This is a genomic window from Mucilaginibacter sp. HD30, assembly GCF_054061755.1.
The window spans coordinates 3,485,762-3,508,724 of sequence record NZ_JBSSEO010000001.1; the positions used below are offsets into that span (position 1 = coordinate 3,485,762).

A 22,963-nucleotide genomic window follows, 5' to 3' on the forward strand; every position below is an offset into this window, starting at 1 on the left:
AATTGATATGAGCACAAATATTAACAACAAACCGGCTGTAGCCAGCAGCACAGTAACCCGCGATTTGCGCGAACTGGATGTGGAAACCGGCAATATTTATGAGTCGTTAGTGATAATGGGTAAAAGAGCCAACCAGATATCTAACAACATAAAAGAAGAGCTGCATCAAAAACTTTCTGAGTTTGCTTCATCAAATGACAATTTGGAAGAGGTATTTGAAAACCGTGAGCAAATAGAGATCTCTAAACATTACGAAAAATTGCCAAAACCATCATTGGTTGCAGTTCAGGAATTTTTAGACGGTAAGATCTACTATCGCAATCCTGCCAAAGAAGTTTAAGCTTCTTTCAATTCAAAAGTTAAAAGTCAAAATTCAAAAAAGTTTGAGGTATCCTGTTTTTGAATTTTGACTTTTTATTTTTTACTTTAACAATATGCTGGAAGGTAAAAACATAGTTTTAGCGGTGTGCGGCAGCATAGCGGCTTATAAGGCAGCCACGCTGGTTAGGCTGCTTGTTAAGGCCGGCGCTAATGTTCAGGTGGTAATGACGCCAGACGCGTTAAACTTTATTACACCCTTAACACTGTCCACCCTCTCAAAAAAACCTGTACTTGCCGATTATTTTAAGCTCGAAACCGGCGAATGGAACAACCACGTTGAAGTTGGCCTTTGGGCAGATCTAATGATAATTGCGCCTGCAAGTGCCAATACAATGGCAAAAATGGCGGCAGGGCTTTGCAATAATTTACTTACGGCTATTTACCTATCCGCCAAGTGCCCGGTTTACTTTGCCCCGGCCATGGATCTTGATATGTGGAAGCACGCATCAACCACGCAAAATGTAGCCAAACTGCAAGGCTTTGGTAATATTTTGATACAACCCGGTAGCGGAGAACTGGCCAGTGGTTTACACGGTGAAGGCCGCATGGCCGAACCTGAACAGATAGTAGACTTTTTAGTAAACGCTCTAAAAAAGAATCTCCCTTTAAACGGAGAACAAGTTTTAGTTACAGCAGGACCAACTTTTGAAGCTATTGATCCGGTACGTTTTATAGGCAACCATTCATCAGGCAAAATGGGATTTGCCATTGCGGACGAGTTGGCAAAATTAGGAGCCGATGTAGTGTTGGTATCGGGCCCATCGGCACAAATAAGCAAACAAAAATTTGTTAAACGGATTGATGTAACATCAGCGGCAGAAATGCTGGATGCCTGCCTGCACTATTTTGAAGGATCAAAAATTTGCGTAATGAGTGCAGCCGTGGCTGATTACACTCCCATTGCTGTAGCATCTCAAAAAATAAAGAAACAAGACGCGGGGCTGGTTATCGAAACAAAAAAGACCACCGATATATTAAAACAACTTGGCAGCCTGAAAAAGCGCGGACAGTTGTTGATAGGTTTTGCGTTAGAGACCGACAATGAGGAAGAACATGCCATAGGCAAGCTAAAATCTAAGAATCTGGATCTGATCGTATTAAATTCTCTTAAGGATGCAGGCGCAGGTTTTAAAGGTGATACCAATAAAATAACTATAATTGATAGTGATCTTGCTAAAACCACTTTCGATCTTAAGAGCAAAGAGGCTGTCGCCCATGATATATGCGCAAAAATAGTAACGCTGTTATGAGATGGACATGCCTTTACATAGCATTATGTGTTTTTGCATTAAAGACATCAGCACAGGACCTGAACGCGCGGGTAACCGTGTTATCGCCAAAGATCCAGACCACTAACAAACGTATTTTTCAATCGCTGGAAACAGCTATGAAGGATTTTTTGAATGGCCGCAAATGGCTAAATGATCCCCTTTTATCTCAAGAGCGTATAGAGTGCAGTTTTGTGGTAAATATTACCAACTGGGATGGCAGCAGCAGTTTTAACGCTGAGTTGCAGGTACAGTCAACGCGGCCGGTATTTAACTCCAATTATACCACCGGCCTTTTAAATATCAATGATAAGGATTTTGACTTTAACTATACCGAAGGGCAAACCATTGATTATTCTGATCAAAACTTTCAATCAAACCTGGCTTCGGTTATGGCTTTTTACGCTTATATAATAGCCGGGGTTGATAATGACAGTTTCTCACGATTAGGCGGTACTTCTTATTACGCACGTGCGCAAAACGTATTGACCATTGCACAAGCATCATCCTACCGTGGCTGGAAAGCTTTTGACAGCAATACCAACCGTTACTGGCTGATAGAAAATCTTAACAATAAAGTGTACGAGCCGCTGCGCGTTTTTATATATGATTATCACCGTAACGGAATGGATGTGATGGCTGATAATGTTAGTAAGGCACGTAAAGCGATCAATAGTTTTTTACCGGTACTGGCCGATGTAGACAGGCAGCGCCTGGGCACTATGCTGCCACTGGTGTTTTTTGCTGCTAAAAGCGATGAGTTAGTGAACCTTTATGCTACAGCCCCGGCGCAGGAACGTGTACAAGCACTCAACATTTTAATGAAAGCCGACCCGTCTAACGGGATAAAATATCAGGTCCTCCAAAAATAAAAAACTGACCACCCCTTAAAAAGGAATGATCAGCCGTATTTAACATTCACCATTATTTTTTATCGTCGCCTGCATCAGGGGCAGGAACGCTTATTATCTTATATACCTTTTTACCGTTTTCATCAATTGCATCCTGCAAATAATATCCGCTTGGCGTTACATAATATTTTTCGCCATTCAGGTTTATTTTACGGTAATCTTCGGGCAGGTTATCCACCAGGTCGCCTACTTGTATAGGCGGGACATCCTGCGCGCTAACATCATCAGTATTCAATTCGCCGTCTTTACCAGCTATCTGATAGCTAAGTGTGCCATCATCCTTAGTTATAGGCTGATAATACACACCGTTTAATTCATAATACTGAACTCCGTTTATTACAATAGATTGCGCATTATCCGGCAATTGCTTAACCTCTGCGCCTATAGGTGGTTCAACCACGGTATAAGTATTATCAGTTTGCTGGTAATACATGCCGCCGCCATAATAGTAAAGCGAGGGACCATAGTAAAAGGGATAATACCCATACGGCAATACATTAACGCTTAAACCTATACGCGGGGCATAATACGATGAATAATACCCATTATGATTGTAGTAAACGCCCTGCGGCCTGACCGAAATATAGTTGCGGCCGTATGGCAAACCGTCCCAAACGCGGTAAACACGGTTTGACCCTGCCAATTGTCGTGTTGACGGCCTGCCATAGGCACCACTTCCACGGGCAATATTTACATCGGTGCCCGGTCGCGGCATTCCCGGATAAGCATTATTGCGCGGCGGGTAATTATTGGGTTGTCTGCCATTAAAAGCACCACCCTGCTGATTTGGTGAAGCTATATTAGTATTACCACGGCGCGGATCGGCATAACCACCTGCAGCGGGTGCATTACTTGTACGGGGTGGCGAATAGCTTTGTGGCGGAGCAACAGAAGGCTGCGGCCTTACCATGCCCATTCCCTGCGAACCGCCTTGTGACGGACTTATGCCTCCACCACCACCCGTACCCCTGCGCTGCGCATCTGCACCTACTGTTAAAAACAGCGACATGAGCAGCACTGCCCCGGTTATTTTTATATGATTATCTTTCATTGTGTTTATCTAATGCTCCTGTAAAACGGGCAGTAGCTTATTTTTTAGAGCGAAATAATGCCGAATAGTTTAATGCCAATAACATCTGTATAGCAATAAAGATACCCGAAATTAATTGATAAAATAATTGAATATCAGATAGTTTCTGATATAAAAATAAAACTGTCGGCAAACTCCAGCTTAATAACACCATCGGCACTGGTTATTAAAACTCCGGGCGCCGTTTGGGCTAGACCACTGCTTACAAGTTCTTTGGGTTCGGAGTGCAGGTTGATGACTTCTCCCGCAGGCAACCATTTGGTAAAGCCGGAGCTTATGGGATATGTTTTTTTATGCTGATGAAGCACTACCAGGTTAATGTGCGAAACAAAGGACGTGTATTCACTGGGTGTAAACTCGTCAGTGACTATGTTTACCGCGCCGTACTTCTCATCAATTAAAAAGCCAAGTGCTGCCACTACAGGTTTGTCATTACTAATAGAGATGTAAGTTACATTAGATTGTAGCACTTCGCCGACATCGTTACCCAATACGCGATCTACCTTAATACCCATAACGCTAAATTGCTCAGCAGTTTGCGATGTGGCAATAACGGTTGGGCTCCACTCCAAAAGCTGACCAAGCAATTCCCGGTCAAAGTTATCCATGTCCAAAACCAGCAGCGCGGGCTCTTGCTTTTCGCGAACTATGTGGTGACTGGACAAAGACCTTGATTTATTTTAAATTGTCATTCTGAGCACTAACTCAGAATGACAAAGGTGCTAAAAATCCTCCCTACTTAATAACTTCTTGAATAGCTGTCCCAATATTCCCATTCGGCGCCTGTATATGCAGCAGGGCAGCAACAGTTGGTGCAATATCCGTCATGTTAGTAGCGCGCACGGTGCTGCCGTGTTTAACACCCCATCCCATAAAAACCAACGGAATGTGTGCGTCATACGGGTTCCAGGTGCCGTGGCTCGTTCCGGTGGGCGAATTGTGGCCAACCCTTCTGCCGCTTAACCACGCGGGTTGCAATACTATTTGTATAACCCCGCTGTTTTGGGCATTATATCCATTTATTATCCGTATGCGCAAAGCATCCGGAACAGTTGCTAAAGCAGCTTTTTTCATATCTACCACAAATGCAACGCCTTGCTGTTTCTCTAATAATCTTATGCAATCTGCCTTTATAGCAGCTTCGTCTAAACCCGCTTTGGCAATAACAGCATTATTAAGATTTACCTGGTAATTGGTTAAAGAAAGTACAATACCATCGCTTTTATATTTATCCAACAATACTTTATTCAAATCCCTTAATGCTGCTCCGCTGTCCCATACATCAGCAGGAACATTATGGTCGCGTAAAAAACCGGTGTTGTGGGCGGCCCCGTGGTCGGCAGATAAAAACACGGTGTATTGCCCTTTACCTACCTTGCTATCCAGGTATGCAAAAAAATCATTCAGGTCCTTGTCAAGCCTAAGATAGGTGTCCTCAACTTCTACCGCGTTAACGCCAAACTGGTGCCCAACGTAATCTGTTGAAGAAAGACTTAACGCCAAAAAGTCGGTAACACTACCATTGCCCATTGCTTCGTTTTCAATTGCTGCTTTGGCCATGTCAAGCGTAAGTGTGTTACCGTAGGGCGTAGTGCGTATCATGCCTGCATTGCCTTTGTATAGCTCAGATGTTTTTACAGGGAAACTTGTTGTGGCCGCACCGGGAAACTTACCTTCGTATTTGCTCTCATCGGGTAGAGTTTGCGCGTAGGTATTAATTGGATACAAGGTATTCCAATCTTTTTTAAGGTAAGCGTCAGGCAGTTTTTTTGCATTAAAGTCCTTTACCCATTGGGGCAAGTCCTTCATATAATAGGTGCTGCTTATCCAGGCGCCGTTTTTATCATCAAACCAGTAAGCAGCATTGGCGGTATGCCCTGCAGGTAAAATACCTCCACGATCTTTAAGCGCAATACCTATAACTTTTGAACGGAAGTTAGTTGCCAGCCTCAACTCATCAGTAACGGTAGTAACCAAAAGGTTTCGCGGCGACATTTTCCCCGCCTCGGAACTACTGCCTACAGTCTGCACAGAGGTATCCTCCGTACAGTACATTGACTTACCCGTTGCCTGTACAATAAAATCATTACCGGCTATACCGTGCAGCGCGGGCACAGAACCGGTATATATAGTGCTGTGGCCAATAGCCGTAACCGTAGGAATGTAGTCAATATTTGTATTCTCGCAGGTAAAACCCTCGTTAAGCATCCGTTTAAAGCCCCCGCTGCTGTATCGGTCATAAAAGCGATAAAGGTAATCCCAACGCATTTGGTCAACCACTATGCCTACTACTAACTTAGGGCGGGGAAGCGCAGTTGTACCAGCTGCGCTTTTAATTTTATTTTGAGCAGATACGTTCAATACGCCGCATACCAAAGGCAGCAAAAACAGTAGTTTAATCTTCATTTTTAACGGGGTTATTTTTTGCAAATATCAATATTACAAATAAAACCTTGCATGAAGTTTCTGTTAAGGCAATATTTCAGGAAAGAGCTGTTGCATTACAGCATTTGTAAAAGCCTAAGCCTGCTTTTCTTTTAATAACTTATGGTAATAGATGTATGAGCCAGCTACCAGTATTAAACCTACAAACATAAAGGCAACGTTGACAACCGGAGTGCCTATAATTAAAAAGGCATAAATAGCGCCCAGCAGGTCAAAAGTAAATCCGGCGTAGGCCCATTCTTTTAAACGAGGGAAACCCGGCACCAATAACGCCAAAGCGCCCAGCACTTTTAATACAGCCAATAAATGCAAAACACTGTAGGGGTAACCTATTTGTTTCATCATTGCTTCGCCCTGCGGATTGGGAAAGAAACTGCCAACGGCCGAGAACAACATTAGTAATATTAACAGTGCGGTAAAAATCCAATAAATAATTTTCATGATTGCGTGAGTTAAAGTTTATAATAAATATAATGAATGTTATTTGATGATAACAAATATAGGTAAGGCAGGCTTAGCGCGTGGGTTGTAAAAGCGACAAGTTTAGGGTGCGATCTGCGTTATTTACCGCTTTAGGTTTATTATCTCTGTGGTAAAACATTCCTTATCCACCGTAGTTATACTTACGTATTATCCTTCTAATTAAAAAAATTTCTAATTAAAAAATCTACCGCTATGTTTCATCATGTTAAAGACTTACAATTTAATGCCAGGGTTTCGCGCCCTGACCCTCGCTTTGCTAACCTGTTATTAGAGCAATTCGGCGGCGAAAACGGCGAGCTGGCTGCTGCCATGCAGTATTTTACCCAGGCATTCGGAGCAAAGGTTCCGCATCCGGATAAGTATGATATGCTGATGGACATAGCCACTGAAGAGTTTAGCCATCTAGAGATAGTTGGAGCTACTATCCAGATGTTATTAAAAGGGGTCAACGGCGAACTGAAGAATGCAGCCGACAGCTCTGAGATAATGCAGGTGATGGAAGGGAAGGCAGCTAAGGAAAACATTATTCATCAGGCCTTAACTGCAAATCCGCAGTTTGCCATTATAACCGGAGGAGGGGTTACCCCACGTAATAGCCAGGGTATTCCATGGTGCGCATCGTACGTTAACTCCAACGGCGACCTTACGGTTGATTTGCGCACAAACCTGGCTTCAGAATCAAGAGCCAAACTTGTTTATGAGCATTTGATGAAATTTACAGATGACCCGTACATTCATGAAACGCTTTCCTTTTTAATGACCCGCGAAGTAGCGCACTATAAAATGTTTGAAGCTGCGCTGAATAGTATTGAAGATAACTTCCCTCCAGGCGTACTGGCGGCCGATCCAAGATATACCCAACAGGCCTACAACTTATCTGCAGGCACAGTACGTGGCCCGTGGAATGAAGGGGAAATGCCGGGAATGGGTAAAAACTGGGTTTATATTCCTGACCCCATTGCGCAGGCAAATCAAACCAAAGGCCACACAGTTTTACCGGATGATTTTAGTAAAGAGCTGAAAGAAACCGAGAAACTGGATAAGCAAATGAGCAAAATAAAAAGCGACGAAGTAAAAAAAGCCGAACCTGAAGGTGTTGCTCAATGGAGCGATTACAAACCGGTTGAAAATTAACAACTAATACATCTTCAACGTCTATATAAGGCCTTACCCTTGCGGTGAGGCTTTTTTATTACCCAAATACAGGAATTAAGATACACACAAGTCAAGCCGTATACATTGATTGTATAGCGGTTTTAGTCAAATCCTTGTCAATTAAAAAGCAACTGATTTTTTTAGTTTATTGTATTATAGTTAGTTATACAATAATGGTGTACCACTTTTAGATTATATGTTTATCTGTATGTGGCAACTCCTGATAAACTTATCCGGCACATTCGCCAATAATTACCGCATTTGCGTTATTGCTACGGTGCCATTAAAAAAGGTGATTTGTGTAAAATCAATTTAAACATACACACATGAAAAAAGCACTTATTTTACTAATTACCATTGCGTTCTTTGCGGCAGGATGCAAGAAAAACGACGCCGAGCCATCTGTAGAAAGCAGTTGGACTTTAGGAACAACATCTTACAAAGCGGCTCTGTCATACAGGATAACAAGTAGCGGCAGCACAGTCAATACATTAATTAGCTTTTACGACGCTATTCCAACCGGTTCAAACACTGCTACCATTAATTCAGCGGTCTTTACCTTTTTAAACCCGCCAACTGTAAGTGGTTCATATGAATTAGTCAGCATTGGAACCGCTTTAAACGCGAACAACTTTCAATTGGCGGCCGGCGGTCCTGCAGGTGTTTATGCTTACATTGGCACCGGGGCTAAAGTCAATATCACCATCACCAACGGAAAAGCCAAAATAGTTGTCCCGGAGGTAATGCTAAAAAGCACTTCAAGCTTACCAGATGCTAAGTTTACAGCGACCGTTCTGGAATCGAATTAAATATCTATAGCCTGTACTACGCCTACTTGGGTTAGTACAGGCTATTATCAAGCTGGTAACTTTATATAAAATGTTGTTTTCGGATTGTCTTTTAACCCACAGCCAGCCGTTATTTAAAGCAACTATTCTTGTAGGCAAATTATCGAATTTTTTGAAAACCTAAATCCCTTCAATGTAAAGATCTTCTTTTGCAATATTAACCAGTTCGTCAGGATTATGGCTTACGATGAGGACAGTAGCGCTTAGAGCTGAAAAAATTGATTTAAGATCGCCTATAAGTTCAGATTTCATAGCGCGATCCAGCGCAGAAAAAGGTTCATCCATTAATATAACCTGGGGCCTTATTGCCAGCGCACGTAAAATGGCCAGGCGCTGCTGCTGTCCTCCCGACAGATGGTGCGGCTTATGGGTTGTTAGTGTTTCCAGCTTACCTAAATGCAACAGTCGGTTAATCCAAGGCTGGTCCGTTGTTGCATATTCCAGGTGCTGCTTTACGGACATATTAGGAAATAAGGCGTAATCCTGAAACACAAAACCAACCCGCCGGGCCTGCGGCGAGAGATTGACTTGACGCTCACTATCCAGCCATGCTACATTATTAACAATAATTTTTCCCGTATCGGCCTGTACAAGCCCGGCTAATATTTTTAAAAAAGTGGTTTTTCCGGCTCCGGATGGGCCATGTATTTTTGTGATGCTCCCTTTGGCAAATTGATGCTTAATCTTTATTGTACCTGCACCGGCATAACCCTTTAGCTCCTTTTCAATGTTAATATCAATCATTCTAAGGGGCTTTTAGCTTGATATTTATTAAACACAAAAACGCCGATAACCATAACAAACGTGAGGGCGAATAAAATAAGGGAATAATTATTTGCCGATGCGTAATCCATACGCTCAACAGAATCATACACGGCTATAGATGCCACACGGGTAACATTGGGTATGTTTCCGCCTATCATTAACACAACCCCAAACTCACCAAGCGTATGCGCAAAGGTGAGTACCAACGCTGTAACAAGGGACGGCTTAATATTGGGTAATAATACACTTTTAAAAGTTTGCCATTGGGTTTTACCCAACGTGTATGATGCCTGCGCCAATGATTGCGGCAACTGCTGCAATGCTGATTTGATAGGCCCCGTCATAAAAGGCATGCTGTAGATAACCGATGCCAGTACTAATCCTTTAAAAGAAAAAACAAATTGTACATCAAAAGTGTCCTGCAGCCATTTGCCAATACCATGCTGCGGACTAAAAGCCAGCAGCAGGTAAAACCCCAATACGGATGGTGGCAAAACCAGCGGCATAGTTATCAATGCTTCAACAATGATCTTAAATACCGACCTGCTTTTTGACAACCACCACGCAAGTGGCAGACCCACAAATAATAACAGCAGGGTTGTTATTGCAGCAAGTTTAAGCGTGAGCCAAATAGGAGACAGATCCATGCTTTTTACTATATTCTATAGCCGTATTTTCCAAATATGCGCTTGGCATCTGTGCTTAGCAAGTACCGGTAAAATTTTACAGCCCCGGCATTTTTTTCGGCACGCTTCAATATCACCATTCCTTGCTGTATGGATGTATAGGTTTTAGGGTCTATGGCTGTCCAGTAAAGTTTTGTTTTGTTGGCGGGATCGTTGATCAATGCCTGCGTGGTAAAGCCAACATCAACCACACCTGTTGTTATGTAAGTGTTTACCTGCGATACACTTTCGGCAAAAATAAGTTTAGATTTAATATTGCCTAAAATATCCTCTTTTTGTAAAACTTCTTTTGCAGCTGCTCCGTAAGGTGCCACATCGGGGTTGGCAATTACAATCTTTTTAATGGCCGGGGTAAGTAAAACGCGTTGCCAGTTAACAAAGCCTATATTCTGGGTACTACAAATTATCAGGTTGCCGTAAGCATACACAACAGGTTGTTTAGTTGTAAGTCCCGCTTTGTACAAAGCATCCGGGAAATTCATATCCGCAGAAAGAAATAGGTCAAAAGGCGCGCCGTTCTTCATTTGGGCAACAAGTTTGCCCGACGAGCCTATTATAGGTTCTATTGTTATACCCGTTTTCTTTTTAAAATCTGCTTCGAGCGCACCTATAACGCTTTGCAGGTTTGCGGCGGTAGCAACGCGTACATTTTGTGCAGCGCTATTTACAACCTGAAGAAATAGAATAAGCGCAATTAGCCAACCGCGCTTTATAACAGAACCTAACCCTTGAAACCTCATGGCTAAAGTATTAAACCTTAAATTTTTAATAAATGCAATGAAAGCAGGATCGTCTGTCTTCCGTTTAATAGCCGGCTACAACAAATTATCTTGCAAGACGCCTATATATATGTGTAACGCAAAACTAAATAAAAATATTTTTAAAAATTTTCATTTTTCTCTTGGATATACGAAATCAATCGTACATCTTTGTACGAAGATATTCGTATAGAGAATTATGGAACTAAAAGCCACAGAAAGCGAGCTGGAAATTTTACAGGTGATTTGGAAAAAGGGCCAATGTACCGTACGCGACGTGCACGAAGAATTGGCGAAAAACAAAGACGCCGGTTATACAACTACGCTAAAGTTAATGCAGATAATGCACGACAAAGGATTGGTTGAGCGCGACACTACGGCCAAAACACACTTGTATAAAGCCTTAATAAGCAGGGAACAGGCACAAAGCACTGCGCTGGACAAAATTATTAGTACCGTATTTAAGGGTTCTACCGCTGATTTGGTGATACAGGCGCTTGGGCAGCACCGGGCATCAAACGATGAGTTAGACGCGATAAGGAATTATTTAAAACAATTTGAAGAGCAGTGATTGGTAGATTGGAGATAGTGATTAGTTAATAATAAGGAAAGCACTTAGCATAATGGAAAATCTATTTTATAACATCAGTCAGGTTTTAGGTATCACAGTTGTTCACTCACTGTGGCAGGGCTTAATAGTATATATGCTGTTGCGCATATTTATATTGGTTTTTCCGCAGGTGCCGGCAGCTATCAGGTACCGTGTTGCCTTTGGCGCACTTACCACTGTTTTAGGATGGTTTTTATATACCCTGTTTTTACAATTGATTAATTACGAGTGGCAAGCCAATGCACCGGTTGCCCTTAACCCTATTGCATTACCCGGATTAATTAATGCCGGTGCACAAGCGCCTGTTAACAAATACTATTTAACCATTGCAGGCTACATGCCTTATGTAACCGTATTATATGTAGTTGGCTTGGTATTTAATACCCTTAAACTGGTATTTGCCTGGAATAACATCTATCAAATAAAAAAGTATGTTACGCAAACAGAATTTGCTTCATCTATCCACAAGCTATCAACCCAATTAAATCTTAAAACAAAAGTTGATGCTGCGTTTAGCGAATGGGTGGACGTACCTTGTGTAACAGGGTTTTTTAAACCAATAATACTGCTTCCGATATCTATATCCTGCTATTTAAATACGGAAGAAGTTGAAGCGATATTGCTGCATGAACTGGCCCACGTTAAACGCAACGATTACCTTCATAATTTTATTCAACAGGTTATAGGCATTATGCTGTTCTTTAACCCCTTTGCCCGGCTGATAAGCAAAGTTATTAGCGAGGAAAGAGAGCATAGCTGTGATGACCTGGTGATTGAGACCACCAGCAGACCCTTTATTTATGCACAAACCCTGCTAAAATTAGAGGAAAACAAGCAATACCAATGGCAACTGGCCCTTGCCGCTACGGGTAAGCGAAAATTTGAATTACTTAACAGAATTGAAAGAATCATGAAAACTAAAAAACACTCCATAAATATACGCCCGGTACTGGTAACTGTACTGGCGCTTACCCTGGGCATAACCAGCATAGCCTGGCTTAACCCAAAAGTTGAAGACGGAAAACTGAAGGTAAAGAATCTTGATCCGGCTATTAAAATGCTTACAGCATTTACATCAAGCGGTGATATCTCTTCATCAGAGCGAATTGCCCCGGAAATTCCGGCCCCGGCAAAATCAAAAAAATCAAAATTTCAGGTTAAATATGATGATACTACATTCGCCAACCTGAGTGATACTATCAAAAAACCAGGAAAGTACAAGATTATAATTGAAGACGAAAATGGCAACCGCAAAGAGTACAATTCTGCCGCCGACTTACCTGCTGAGGTAAAACGCGAAATGGATGCCAGAGAAGATTATAACTTTAATTTCAAGTTCAGAACCGACTCTGCTTATAACAAAATGAACAACTATTTTGAGAGCCCGGCATTTAAAAAATACCAGGCGGCTCTTGACTTACAGGTTGCAGAAATGGATAAACATTTTAACAGCCCGGCATTTAAAAAGCAACAGGCTGATCTTGAAAAGCAAGCCGAGGCGCTGACTAAAAGATTTGAAAGCAAGGCATTTAAAAAACAGCAAGCTGATCTTGAAAAACAAGCCGAAAGAATGGCTAAGCAGTTTGAGAGCCCGGAGTGGAAAAAGAAGCAGGCAGATATTGAGAAAAGAGCAGAAGAATTAGGCAAACGTTTTGAGAGCCCTGAATGGGAAAAGAATAAAGAAGCATTAATAAAAGATGCCACCGCATTCGGGTTGCAGGCTGCAGAGCTAAGTACACGTATTACAAACAGCCCCGAGTGGAAAAAACAACAGGAAGTGTTGGTTACGAATGCAACCAAGCTTGGTTTAGAAGCCGCCAAAATGAGTACAAAGCTTGCAAACAACCCTGAGTGGCAAAAGCAACAAAAAAAGCTTGTAGAACAAGCTATAAAATTGACCCAAAAGTTCAAAGACAATCCGGAGTATTTAAAAGCTATGAAGGAGTTGGGAGAGCTTAAAGAACTTAAGGAGTTGCCGGAAATGCCTGAAATGAAAGAATTGCCCGAAATGAAAGAGCTTCCTGAAATGGATGAAGTACCCGAAATGAAGGAAGTGCCTGCAATGAAAACAGCGCCAAGGGCAAAGCGATCTCGTGTAGCGCCTGCAGCAAAGCCTGCACCTGCTGCTACATCTAAAAAACCCCAATAATGATCAGTTAGTTTAATTTAGTTTGAAAAGGACCGGCCCGTACGCCGGTCCTTTATTTTTTCTCGATAAATTGTTATATGGCATTTTCCAACTAAAGGAGCGATTTTTGTACTTTAGTAACCTCAAACAACAGATGCCTATATGCTGCAAAAGCTAAGTATTAATAACTACGCTTTAATTGATGACCTGGAAATTGTTTTAGACAAGGGCCTGAATATACTTACCGGCGAGACTGGTGCAGGTAAATCCATCGTATTGGGTGCGCTGTCGCTTATTTTGGGGCAGCGGGCAGAGAGTCGTTACTTTTTCAATCAGCAAAAGAAATGCATTATTGAAGGCTTGTTTAAAATCGACGGGTTCCACTTAAAAAGTTTTTTTGAGGAGAATGATCTGGATTACGAAGCTGAAACGGTTTTGCGCCGCGAAATATCTGCCGATGGCAAATCGCGCTCTTTTGTAAATGATACGCCTGTTAATCTTACCGTCTTAAAAACACTCGGCGAAAAGCTGATAGATATCCACTCGCAACACGCCACCTTAGAAATCAATAACCCCCTGTTTCAATTAATGGTTGTTGATGCCGTGGCAAAACATCCCGCTTTGCTGGATGAGTATCGTACAAAATTCAGTAAGTACAAAAAAGGCGGCAACCGTTTGAAACAGCTGATAGAAGAAAGCGAAAAAGCCAAAGCTGATCTGGATTACTACCAGTTTCAGTTTGATGAACTGGAGAAAGCTGCCCTGGTTGCAGACGAGCAAGAGAAATTAGAGAAAGAACTATATACACTTAACAATGCCGAAGAAATTAAACGCAACTTGTTAAGCGCTGGCTTTTTATTACAAAATAGCGAAACTGCGGTGTTAGTGCAGTTGCGCGAGGCCGGTAACCAATTAACTACGCCCGCTAAATTTAATAACGAAATTGAAGAGTTGCGCGAACGGCTGAACAGCGTAACAATTGAGCTGAAGGATATTGCCGCCGAGATTGACAACGTTGAGCAACGCACCTATACCGACGAGGCACGCGCTGCTGATATAAACACACGCCTTACTATAATTTACAACCTGCAAAAAAAGCATCGCGTAACAAGCAATGCTGAGTTACTTGCTTTACAGGAGGAACTATCCGGCAAAATACAGCAGGCAGTTTTCGGCGATGAAGCCATTGAGAAACTCAAACAAGAATTAGCGGCCGAAAGAAAGGATCTGGAGCAGTTGGCTGTTAGATTAACCGCCGGGCGAGCAAAGGCAATTCCCGAAATAGAGAAACAAGTGGTACAGAGCCTGGCCGAAATGGGCATGGCCAATGCTATTCTAAGTATAAATTTAACTGATACCGAGCTGGAAAGAGACGGCGCTAACGCCGTTCGTTTCCTGTTTTCTGCAAACAAGGGCCACGCCTTAGCAGAGATGAGCAAGGTAGCATCGGGCGGTGAACTTTCGCGACTGATGCTGGCTATTAAATCTTTGATTGCCAAAAATACCGCCTTACCTACTATCATTTTTGATGAGATAGATACGGGTGTATCAGGCGAGGTGGCTAATCGCGTGGGTTTAATCATGCAGCAGTTAGCAGAAAACTTACAGGTGATCACCATTACCCACCTGCCGCAAATTGCCAGCAAGGGCAAGGCGCATTATTATGTATATAAGGATGATAGTGCCGCAGCTACGTATACGCGTATCAAGCAACTAAGTACCGATGAGCGTGTGACCGAGATTGCTAAAATGTTGAGCGGTGATAAGCCGGGCGAGAGTGCTTTGCAGAATGCGAGGGAACTTTTAGCCCCCTAACTCCCTAAAGGGGGAATGCTGTTGGCATCTTTGGGTAATTGAATATTATACTATTTAAATAATTACATACATTTGCCCCATTATAATCAAACTTAAATAAATGGCTTATAATTTATTAAAAGGAAAAAAGGGCATCATCTTCGGTGCGTTAAATGAGCAATCTATTGCCTGGAAAGTTGCGCAGCGCGCGGTTGAAGAAGGTGCACAAATTGTATTGAGCAACGCTCCTATTGCTTTACGCATGGGCGAACTGAATAAACTGGCCGAACAGTGCAACGCACCTGTTATTGGCGCCGATGTTACCAACAATGATGACATTAACAACCTGCTAACCCAAACCATGGAACACTTTGGTGGTGGTGTTGACTTTGTACTGCACTCTATAGGCATGAGCGTTAACGTGCGCAAATCTATCCCTTACACGCAAAACAACTACGATTTTACCCATAAGGGTTTTGATATATCAGCATTAAGCTTACACCGTGTATTACAAGCTGCCATGAAAATGGATGCTATAAACGAGTGGGGATCTGTTGTGGCGCTTACTTACATTGCTGCCCAGCGCGTATTCCCTGATTATAATGACATGGCCGATAACAAAGCCGTTTTAGAAAGCATTGCACGCAACTTTGGTTACTTTTATGGCACCCAGAAGAAAGTGCGCGTAAACACGGTATCGCAATCGCCAACCCGCACAACAGCAGGCTCGGGCGTTAAAGGCTTTGACGGGTTTATAAACTACGCTGAAAAAATGAGTCCACTGGGTAATGCTGATGCTGACCAATGTGCGGATTACTGTGTATCCTTATTCTCTGACCTTACCCGCATGGTAACCATGCAGAACTTGTTTCATGATGGCGGTTTCTCTTTTACCGGAGTAACGAAAGAAGTGATAGAAAGAATGGGAGAATAATCTCAATAGAACAATAATAGAAAAGCCCTTTAGATGATAGATCTAAAGGGCTTTTTTGTTATTGCCGAACATGGTTAATAAACAGAATCTATCAGCACAATTTTAACATTGAAATCTGTAGTAGGCTTTACCGGTGTTGCGTTGGGTGTTTGGGTATAAATTACAATTTTCCCCGTTTTATGGTAATAGCTATAAGATATACCATCATAAACCTGCGGAATTTGCTCGTAAACTCCTGTACCAAACGATGCATAAACCAAAACGGCTCCATCGTTATTGTAGTAGCTGTCCAAGTCAGAAACCAGAACTTCAGACTCATACGATTTTCCATCTGAGCTTAAAACCCAGGAATTTGCCTTTACAGTACCCTTTACCGTAATATTAGTATTAGGGGTAACGTATTTTTTTGTACATGACGAAATAGCGGCAACAAACATTACAGCCATTACAATTAATAAATATTTTCTCATAGATCTTTTTTTAATTACCTGTATGATTTAATTGGAACCAAAAGGTTTAGCCGTTGGTTTTAATTTTTTAAAATTTATAGCGCAAAAAAAAGCCCTCCCGCAATACGGAAAGGCTTAGTAGTATATTATCAGTTAATTTAATTCTGTTCTTCTTGCTTAGGTTTTTTGCCCGAAGCTTTTTTCCCGCTTACCTTGATCTCGTTGGCTTCTTTGTCATAATCAACCACCATTATCTCAGCATCTCCCAGTTCGCCTTTCAGTATTTCTTCGGCAATTGGGTCTTCCAGGTATTTTTGAATAGCGCGTTTAAGCGGACGGGCGCCAAATTGCGAATCGTAACCCTTGTCAGCAATAAACTCTTTCGCACCTTCTGTCAGTTCAATTTTATAACCTAGGCTATTAACACGGCCGAACAATGAAGCCAATTCAATATCAATGATCTTGAAGATCTCTTCTTTACCCAACGAGTTGAATACGATCACGTCATCAATACGGTTCAAAAACTCAGGGGCGAAGGCACGTTTCAAAGCGTTTTCAATCACACCTCTTGCATGGGCATCGGTCTGGCTGTTTTGTGCATTGGTACTAAAACCAACACCTTGGCCAAAGTCTTTCAACTGGCGTGCGCCAATGTTTGATGTCATGATGATGATGGCGTTCCTGAAATCAACCTTACGGCCCAATGAATCGGTAAGCTGTCCTTCATCTAATACCTGTAACAGTATGTTGAATACATCAGGGTGAGCTTTCTCAATCTCATCTAACAATACAACTGCATATGGTTTGCGACGTACTTTTTCAGTCAACTGTCCGCCTTCTTCGTAACCTACGTATCCCGGAGGCGCTCCCACTAAACGAGATACCGCGAATTTCTCCATGTACTCGCTCATATCAATTTGTATCAGCGCGTCTTCGGTATCAAACATAAAGCGTGCAAGTTCTTTTGCCAGCTCGGTTTTACCTACGCCTGTTGGGCCCAGGAATATAAACGAGCCGATAGGCTTTTTAGGATCTTTCAATCCGGCACGGGTTCTCTGGATAGCACGGGCCAGTTTTTTAACAGCCTCGTTCTGGCCAATAATTTTCTCGCCTATCTTTTCAGACATGTTGAGCAATTTCTGGCTGTCAGCCTGGCCAACCTTTTGTACCGGTATACCGGTCATCATAGATACCACCTCGGCAACATTATCTTCGGTTACGGTGTAACGTTTTGATTTTGTTTCAGCTTCCCAAACACCTTTGGCTTGTTCCAGTTCTTCCAGCAAATGTTTTTCGGTATCGCGCAATTTGGCAGCTTCCTCATACTTTTGGCTGCGTACCACTTTGTTCTTCTCTACCTTTATTTGCTCAATCTTATTTTCAATATCCAATATTTCCTGCGGAACATGGATATTGGTTAAGTGCACCCTTGAGCCTGATTCATCCAACGCGTCAATAGCCTTATCAGGTAAAAACCTGTCGGTAATATAACGGGTGGTTAAAGCAACGCAGGCTTCAATAGCTTCCTGGGTGTAAGTTACACCATGGTGCTCTTCGTATTTGTCTTTTATACGGGTTAATATCTCTACTGTTTCATCAGGTGTAGCAGGTTCAACCATTACCTTTTGGAAACGACGATCTAAAGCGCCATCTTTCTCAATGTACTGGCGGTACTCATCTAAAGTTGTAGCACCAATGCATTGTATTTCGCCTCTGGCCAAAGCCGGTTTAAACATGTTAGATGCATCTAACGAGCCCGAGGCGCCGCCCGCGCCAACAATAGTGTGGATCTCATCAATAAATAAAATCACATCCGGAGATTTTTCCAGCTCGTTCATCACGGCTTTCATGCGCTCTTCAAACTGGCCACGGTATTTTGTACCGGCCACAAGCGATGCCAAATCAAGCGTAACTACACGTTTATTAAACAAAACGCGCGATACCTTCCGCTGTACTATGCGCAATGCCAAACCTTCGGCAATTGCGCTTTTACCTACGCCCGGCTCACCAATTAAAATTGGGTTATTCTTTTTACGGCGAGACAAGATCTGCGATACACGCTCTATTTCTTTCTCTCTGCCTACAATCGGGTCAAGTTTCCCATCCTCGGCGGCGCGGGTTAAATCGCGGCCAAAGTTGTCCAGCACCGGTGTTTTTGATTTAATATCTGATACTTTTTTAGGCTGATTAAATGCTTCCTCTTCTTTAAAATCGTCGTCGCCACCTGTAGGTGATCCAGGCATTTCATCAGTTACGTTATTTTTGTGCGATTCTACTTCGCCTTTAAATATCTCGTAATTAACATTAAACTGCATCAATATCTGCGATGCAATGTTATCCTCATCGCGCAGTATAGACAATAGCAAATGCTCTGTGCCTATAACATCGCTTTTAAAAATTTTAGCTTCAAGGTAAGTTATCTTCAATACTTTTTCGGCTTGTTTAGTAAGCGGAATGCTGCCAATATGTACGTTAGTTCCTATAGTTCCTTTTACAGCGTCTTCAACCGAGCGGCGAAGCCTGGCAGTATCAACGGCCAGTTCTTTAAGCAGCTTTATAGCCACCCCATCACCATCCCTTATAAGCCCAAGCAAAAGATGTTCGGTACCTATATAGTCGTGCCCAAGGCGCAAGGCCTCCTCTCTGCTGTATTGTATTACATCCTTTACCCGGGGCGAAAATTTAGCTTCCATATATACTCCTATGTTAATACGCCCTAATATACCAAAATGTTTTTAGATGTTACGACGCGTGTTTCTAACTTATCAACAATATTATTGCCAGCTTTTTTAGTCAACCAAAAACAGACATTATTATGATGTGCAATCTATTAAAAGTTAAACTTTGTGCAATAGCTATTATGTTAAAAATAGCTAACGACTGTGGAATTTTTACATTTAATAGATGTTAACTACCTGTTTGATACTGTTTAAGCAGTAAAGTTTAACTGCTACGGCATTATTTACCGCTTTTGGGGGATAACAGGGCAAATAGTCAGAAGTATGACAGAAAGGCTGAGTTGAGTCTGCAGTGGGCAGTTACAATAGCGGTTGGCAGTTTTTAGCTTGCATTTAAATCGTCGTTTTAATCTTAATTAAGCCGTTGTTACTTTGCTGCTGCAAACTGCAAACTTAAAACTGCCAACTCTAAACTACTAACTTTCTTCAGGCTTAAAAACTATCGTCACTTCTGCACCTTCATTAACACCTGTACTTGCTATATTAAACTCGCCTGCGTGGCTTTCAATAATAGAGCGGCAGTTGTAAAGACCCAACCCGGTGCCATTACTTTTGGTAGTAAAACCGCGTTCAAAAAGTCGCGCGGCGGTTTCTGGCGAAAACCCTTTGCCATTATCTTTAAGTTTTAACTCAATTAAGGTAGGGCTTGCCTGCAAGGATATGGTGATGTCCCGCTCATCCGCTTCCATATCAATAGCCTCAACGCTGTTTTTTAACACATTTAGTATAACCTGCATCAATTTAGTTTGATCGCCTTTTATAATGAAGGTGCCGGGCGCAATGTTGGCATGCAGCTTTATGCGTTTCTTTTCTAACGATGCCAGCAACATGGCCCTGCAATCACTGATGATGTTAACCAGGTTTACCGGCTTGCGCTGATGATGGCCCTCATGGCCGACCACAAACTGCCGCTGAATGTTTAGTATTTCCTGAATGTGGGTAGTGATGTTCAGCAATTCGCTTACTGAAGCAGAAAGTTCTGTAGTACCTTCTGCTTGTGTTTTGGCTATCCCCTCGCTAAGCGAAAGTAACGCAGCAGCTTTGTCTGCACCCAGGGCGCTTGCAAGTGCCGGTTGCTGCGTATTAATAAAAAGCGACAGGTTAGTAACGGCCTTAAGATTCCCTTTTTCTATTACACGGTTAAGGCGGTTAAGGTAGGCGCCAAAGCCCACAAGCGCGTTGCCAATGTCGTGCAATATTTCTGATGCGATCTCGAATTTGCCCTGCGCAATGGCTTTCTCTGTTTCCTGTTCTTTTTGTAAGGTAAGCTGCTCATTAAGGTGCTTTAGCTCCTCGGCCTGGCTGCTAAGTTCGTCGTTAAGTGTTTGCAGAGCCGCTTCTGATTGCTTGCGCCGCGTAATGTTATGCCCTATTCCTAATATATGGCTTGTTTTACCAGCTGCATTTTGAACAGGCACCTTGGTGGTTAACAGCCATTGCTGCTTACCCTCCGCATCAAAAAAAAACTCCTCTTTATCAACAATTGCCTGGCCGGTATTAATTATGGCCATATCATCCTTGTAACACCGTTCGCCCACACTACCCTCCAGCAATTCAAGATCAGTTTTACCTATAACGTCTGCTTCGTCTGATAAACCCAATGAGGCTACATCGGCGTGATTGGCAATTATCTTTCGCCCTTGGTCATCTTTTATATAAATAACATCGGGCAGGCTATCTATTAGCGTTCGCAGCAGCGTGCTTTCTACCTGGCTTGCGTTTGTTTCCTGTTTTATTTGCGGGTTATTGGTATTGGTAGCCATGGTAACTTACGCAGGAAGGTTTACAGTAAATAAAGCGCCGGGATCATTCTTAACATCAATGCTGCCCCCGTGCGCAACAACATACTGCTTTACTATAGCCAGGCCCAAGCCTGTGCCCTTATGCTTTTCTTTTGTAACAAAGGGCTCAAAAAGCGTGCGCTGAATTTCTGCCGGGATGCCGGGGCCATTGTCAAGCACGCTTATGCTTATTTGGTTGTTAACAACCTGCGCGCTTATCTTTACCCACGCATCCTCCACTTTACCATCATGCAGAACATCAACCGAGTTTGCAATTAAATTGCTAAATACCCTGCGTAATTTGCTTTCGTCGCCCTGCACCATAAGATCCTCCGCAACATCAGCTTGTATAGTAACAGTTTCTAAGCCGGGGCGCCCTTCGTTCATCGTTACTGCATCTTTTACTATCTTATGTAAAGGGATGGCCGATTTTTTTACCGGCTCGTTCCTGATGAAATCCAAAAAGTCGTCAAATATCTCAGAGGCTTGCTCGGCATATTGATCTATCAGGTTTATCCATTGACTTTCTATCCCGTCTCGCCTCATCAGATCGGTAAGTAATTTTATACTTTTTACCGGCGACCGCAGATCATGCATCACCATTCCCATTACCTGCCCCACTGCCGAAAGTTTTTCATTCTGAAGTAATCGTTCGTTCAGTTCGGCATTGCGTATGGCTTGCGCGGCGTTTTGTATAAAAAGCCGCAGCAGGTACATTTTTTCAATCTTCAGCTTTTCCTGCTTTTTCAAAATTGCAAAAACAGTATAGTTGTCCATCCGGGCTAAAAACAACTCGTCTTTCTGTACAACCTCGTCTTCGGGCACGTTAATGTTTTTTACGCGCGCTATCAGCTCGTCTATATTGATCTTGTTATCAAGAACACCTATAGACAGTATTTTTTCGTAAGTAAGGTCATCATGCAATTTGCCAATTAATGCAAGGTCGGTATCAACAAAACCGGCTAACTGATCGAGAATATTCTTAAGCAGCGAATTAAGCTGGTTACGGTTAAGGCCAATGGTAGAGATAGACTCTATCAGTTTTTCAAGGTTCCGAAGTTTGTTATAATCGGTTACCGCCTTGGTAGCTATCTGGATGATCTCTTCGGGGGCGTAGGGTTTGCAGTGGTAACCTACGTTTTGGCCTGCCTGCTCAACAATCTCATCAATAGACCGGTCGCTGTAAGCTGTTATAAAGATGATCTCCACCTTCATATCATGCTTTCTTATCTCTATGGCTGTTTCCAGGCCGCTTATACCCGGCATGCGCATGTCCAGAAATATCACGGCATAGGGCCGTTGTTCTTCAACTGCCTGCTTAACGCATTTAATACCTTCCATGCCGTTAGCAGCTTTGTCAACCGTAAAAACGGGCCTGGTTGATGTCCTGGTAGACAAGAGGGGTTTGGGTGCGTCAAACAGTACGTCCATGGCATCGTTCATGTTGTCGTAGTCTTCAAACGATGATTGGGGCATCAATATATCGGCAATATTGTCGCGCACCATTTCCTCATCATCTATAATGAGGATGGAAGTATTAACTTCGTTCATAATTAGTTTAAAAAAACAGTTAGTAAGCTTATTACGAAACTGGTAGTGTTTTGGTTTCGTAGCTAATAGTTTGCCTAAGTTAACAAACTAAACTGAAAGATGAGCAGGGTAATTGCAGGTTTAAGTTTAGGTCAAAATGGGGTTTAGATGCTCTGCATAAACATGTGCCACACTCAAAGATAAATTTC

20 protein-coding genes are annotated in these 22,963 nt (G+C 42.5%); 9 read left to right on the forward strand and 11 right to left on the reverse strand.

From position 1 onward, the window contains the following. The first annotated feature begins 7 nt into the window (after positions 1-7). The 3 genes from ACVW2L_RS16600 (at position 8) to porD (ending at position 2,521) form a co-directional block, all read left to right on the forward strand. Positions 8-340 (forward strand): DNA-directed RNA polymerase subunit omega, encoded by a 333-nt coding sequence (locus ACVW2L_RS16600; RefSeq protein WP_457129067.1) that lies wholly within the window; start codon positions 8-10, stop codon positions 338-340. 94 nt (positions 341-434) lie between these two features. Further along, positions 435-1,631 carry a bifunctional phosphopantothenoylcysteine decarboxylase/phosphopantothenate--cysteine ligase CoaBC gene (coaBC, locus tag ACVW2L_RS16605; protein WP_457129068.1) on the forward strand — a complete coding sequence of 399 codons (1,197 nt, stop codon included), beginning with the start codon at positions 435-437 and terminating at the stop codon, positions 1,629-1,631. Then, on the forward strand, positions 1,628-2,521 hold the full coding sequence (gene porD / locus ACVW2L_RS16610; RefSeq protein ID WP_457129069.1) for a type IX secretion system protein PorD: 894 nt from the start codon (positions 1,628-1,630) through the stop codon (positions 2,519-2,521). Before coaBC ends, porD begins: the two co-directional genes overlap by 4 nt. A gap of 52 nt (positions 2,522-2,573) precedes the next feature. Here the strand turns inward: porD and ACVW2L_RS16615 are convergent, their stop codons facing one another. The 4 genes from ACVW2L_RS16615 to ACVW2L_RS16630 all read right to left on the reverse strand — a co-directional run bounded on the left by ACVW2L_RS16615 (position 2,574) and on the right by ACVW2L_RS16630 (position 6,536). Further along, on the reverse strand, positions 2,574-3,611 hold the full coding sequence (locus ACVW2L_RS16615; RefSeq protein WP_457129070.1) for a DUF6515 family protein: 1,038 nt from the start codon (positions 3,609-3,611) through the stop codon (positions 2,574-2,576). Between the two features lie 134 nt (positions 3,612-3,745). Beyond that, positions 3,746-4,315, reverse strand: a complete 570-nt coding sequence (locus ACVW2L_RS16620; protein WP_457129071.1) for a thiamine pyrophosphokinase — start codon at positions 4,313-4,315, stop codon at positions 3,746-3,748. A 70-nt stretch (positions 4,316-4,385) separates the two neighbouring features. Beyond that, positions 4,386-6,056, reverse strand: coding sequence for an alkaline phosphatase PafA (gene pafA, locus ACVW2L_RS16625; protein ID WP_457129072.1), 1,671 nt, complete (start codon positions 6,054-6,056; stop codon positions 4,386-4,388). A gap of 114 nt (positions 6,057-6,170) precedes the next feature. Next, complete coding sequence (locus ACVW2L_RS16630) at positions 6,171-6,536, reverse strand: DoxX family protein (RefSeq protein ID WP_457129073.1); 366 nt, start codon at positions 6,534-6,536, stop codon at positions 6,171-6,173. Positions 6,537-6,770: 234 nt separating this feature from the next. Here ACVW2L_RS16630 and ACVW2L_RS16635 point away from each other — a divergent pair, with 234 nt between their 5' ends. Then, a complete protein-coding gene (locus ACVW2L_RS16635) occupies positions 6,771-7,712 on the forward strand; it encodes a manganese catalase family protein (protein ID WP_457129074.1) in 942 nt (313 codons plus the stop codon). A 347-nt stretch (positions 7,713-8,059) separates the two neighbouring features. Further along, entirely contained in the window at positions 8,060-8,542 is a 483-nt protein-coding gene (locus tag ACVW2L_RS16640; RefSeq protein WP_457129075.1) for a hypothetical protein, read from the forward strand. A 159-nt stretch (positions 8,543-8,701) separates the two neighbouring features. Here the strand turns inward: ACVW2L_RS16640 and ACVW2L_RS16645 are convergent, their stop codons facing one another. From ACVW2L_RS16645 to modA, 3 genes are read right to left on the reverse strand one after another with little or no spacing between them, the layout of a single operon-like run. Continuing rightward, the gene (locus tag ACVW2L_RS16645; RefSeq protein WP_457129076.1) at positions 8,702-9,325 is read right to left on the reverse strand and encodes an ATP-binding cassette domain-containing protein; all 624 of its coding nucleotides are present in this window, start codon (positions 9,323-9,325) and stop codon (positions 8,702-8,704) included. Further along, positions 9,322-9,993, reverse strand: a complete 672-nt coding sequence (gene modB, locus ACVW2L_RS16650; protein ID WP_457129077.1) for a molybdate ABC transporter permease subunit — start codon at positions 9,991-9,993, stop codon at positions 9,322-9,324. Before modB ends, ACVW2L_RS16645 begins: the two co-directional genes overlap by 4 nt. An 8-nt stretch (positions 9,994-10,001) precedes the next feature. Then, positions 10,002-10,772 carry a molybdate ABC transporter substrate-binding protein gene (modA, locus tag ACVW2L_RS16655; protein WP_457129078.1) on the reverse strand — a complete coding sequence of 257 codons (771 nt, stop codon included), beginning with the start codon at positions 10,770-10,772 and terminating at the stop codon, positions 10,002-10,004. 217 nt (positions 10,773-10,989) lie between these two features. Here modA and ACVW2L_RS16660 point away from each other — a divergent pair, with 217 nt between their 5' ends. From ACVW2L_RS16660 to ACVW2L_RS16675, 4 genes are all read left to right on the forward strand, one after another. After that, positions 10,990-11,361 carry a BlaI/MecI/CopY family transcriptional regulator gene (locus ACVW2L_RS16660; protein ID WP_457129079.1) on the forward strand — a complete coding sequence of 124 codons (372 nt, stop codon included), beginning with the start codon at positions 10,990-10,992 and terminating at the stop codon, positions 11,359-11,361. Positions 11,362-11,413: 52 nt separating this feature from the next. After that, positions 11,414-13,549 carry a M56 family metallopeptidase gene (locus ACVW2L_RS16665; RefSeq protein ID WP_457129080.1) on the forward strand — a complete coding sequence of 712 codons (2,136 nt, stop codon included), beginning with the start codon at positions 11,414-11,416 and terminating at the stop codon, positions 13,547-13,549. A gap of 141 nt (positions 13,550-13,690) precedes the next feature. After that, positions 13,691-15,343, forward strand: coding sequence for a DNA repair protein RecN (gene recN / locus ACVW2L_RS16670; protein WP_457129081.1), 1,653 nt, complete (start codon positions 13,691-13,693; stop codon positions 15,341-15,343). 100 nt (positions 15,344-15,443) lie between these two features. After that, a complete protein-coding gene (locus ACVW2L_RS16675) occupies positions 15,444-16,256 on the forward strand; it encodes an enoyl-ACP reductase FabI (protein ID WP_457129082.1) in 813 nt (270 codons plus the stop codon). A 74-nt stretch (positions 16,257-16,330) separates the two neighbouring features. Here ACVW2L_RS16675 and ACVW2L_RS16680 read toward each other — a convergent pair whose 3' ends face one another. From ACVW2L_RS16680 to ACVW2L_RS16695, 4 genes are all read right to left on the reverse strand, one after another. Then, positions 16,331-16,726, reverse strand: a complete 396-nt coding sequence (locus tag ACVW2L_RS16680) for a hypothetical protein (protein ID WP_457129083.1) — start codon at positions 16,724-16,726, stop codon at positions 16,331-16,333. Between the two features lie 137 nt (positions 16,727-16,863). Beyond that, positions 16,864-19,398 (reverse strand): ATP-dependent Clp protease ATP-binding subunit, encoded by a 2,535-nt coding sequence (locus tag ACVW2L_RS16685; protein ID WP_457129084.1) that lies wholly within the window; start codon positions 19,396-19,398, stop codon positions 16,864-16,866. Positions 19,399-19,859: 461 nt separating this feature from the next. Then, positions 19,860-21,206, reverse strand: a complete 1,347-nt coding sequence (locus ACVW2L_RS16690) for an ATP-binding protein (protein ID WP_457129085.1) — start codon at positions 21,204-21,206, stop codon at positions 19,860-19,862. A 6-nt stretch (positions 21,207-21,212) separates the two neighbouring features. Next, positions 21,213-22,775 carry an ATP-binding protein gene (locus ACVW2L_RS16695; protein ID WP_457129086.1) on the reverse strand — a complete coding sequence of 521 codons (1,563 nt, stop codon included), beginning with the start codon at positions 22,773-22,775 and terminating at the stop codon, positions 21,213-21,215. Positions 22,776-22,963: the final 188 nt, after the last annotated feature.

Excerpts from the sequence above, each read along its gene's own strand:
- porD (WP_457129069.1), top strand. The coding sequence starts at position 1,628 with ATGAGATGGACATGCCTTTACATAGCATTATGTGTTTTTGCATTAAAG.
- ACVW2L_RS16660 (WP_457129079.1), top strand. The coding sequence starts at position 10,990 with ATGGAACTAAAAGCCACAGAAAGCGAGCTGGAAATTTTACAGGTGATT.
- ACVW2L_RS16665 (WP_457129080.1), top strand. The coding sequence starts at position 11,414 with ATGGAAAATCTATTTTATAACATCAGTCAGGTTTTAGGTATCACAGTT.
- ACVW2L_RS16635 (WP_457129074.1), top strand. The coding sequence starts at position 6,771 with ATGTTTCATCATGTTAAAGACTTACAATTTAATGCCAGGGTTTCGCGC.
- ACVW2L_RS16685 (WP_457129084.1), bottom strand. The coding sequence starts at position 19,398 with ATGGAAGCTAAATTTTCGCCCCGGGTAAAGGATGTAATACAATACAGC.
- ACVW2L_RS16600 (WP_457129067.1), top strand. The coding sequence starts at position 8 with ATGAGCACAAATATTAACAACAAACCGGCTGTAGCCAGCAGCACAGTA.
- ACVW2L_RS16680 (WP_457129083.1), bottom strand. The coding sequence starts at position 16,726 with ATGAGAAAATATTTATTAATTGTAATGGCTGTAATGTTTGTTGCCGCT.
- modB (WP_457129077.1), bottom strand. The coding sequence starts at position 9,993 with ATGGATCTGTCTCCTATTTGGCTCACGCTTAAACTTGCTGCAATAACA.
- pafA (WP_457129072.1), bottom strand. The coding sequence starts at position 6,056 with ATGAAGATTAAACTACTGTTTTTGCTGCCTTTGGTATGCGGCGTATTG.
- ACVW2L_RS16695 (WP_457129086.1), bottom strand. The coding sequence starts at position 22,775 with ATGAACGAAGTTAATACTTCCATCCTCATTATAGATGATGAGGAAATG.
- ACVW2L_RS16640 (WP_457129075.1), top strand. The coding sequence starts at position 8,060 with ATGAAAAAAGCACTTATTTTACTAATTACCATTGCGTTCTTTGCGGCA.
- ACVW2L_RS16645 (WP_457129076.1), bottom strand. The coding sequence starts at position 9,325 with ATGATTGATATTAACATTGAAAAGGAGCTAAAGGGTTATGCCGGTGCA.
- coaBC (WP_457129068.1), top strand. The coding sequence starts at position 435 with ATGCTGGAAGGTAAAAACATAGTTTTAGCGGTGTGCGGCAGCATAGCG.
- recN (WP_457129081.1), top strand. The coding sequence starts at position 13,691 with ATGCTGCAAAAGCTAAGTATTAATAACTACGCTTTAATTGATGACCTG.
- modA (WP_457129078.1), bottom strand. The coding sequence starts at position 10,772 with ATGAGGTTTCAAGGGTTAGGTTCTGTTATAAAGCGCGGTTGGCTAATT.
- ACVW2L_RS16630 (WP_457129073.1), bottom strand. The coding sequence starts at position 6,536 with ATGAAAATTATTTATTGGATTTTTACCGCACTGTTAATATTACTAATG.
- ACVW2L_RS16675 (WP_457129082.1), top strand. The coding sequence starts at position 15,444 with ATGGCTTATAATTTATTAAAAGGAAAAAAGGGCATCATCTTCGGTGCG.
- ACVW2L_RS16615 (WP_457129070.1), bottom strand. The coding sequence starts at position 3,611 with ATGAAAGATAATCATATAAAAATAACCGGGGCAGTGCTGCTCATGTCG.
- ACVW2L_RS16690 (WP_457129085.1), bottom strand. The coding sequence starts at position 21,206 with ATGGCTACCAATACCAATAACCCGCAAATAAAACAGGAAACAAACGCA.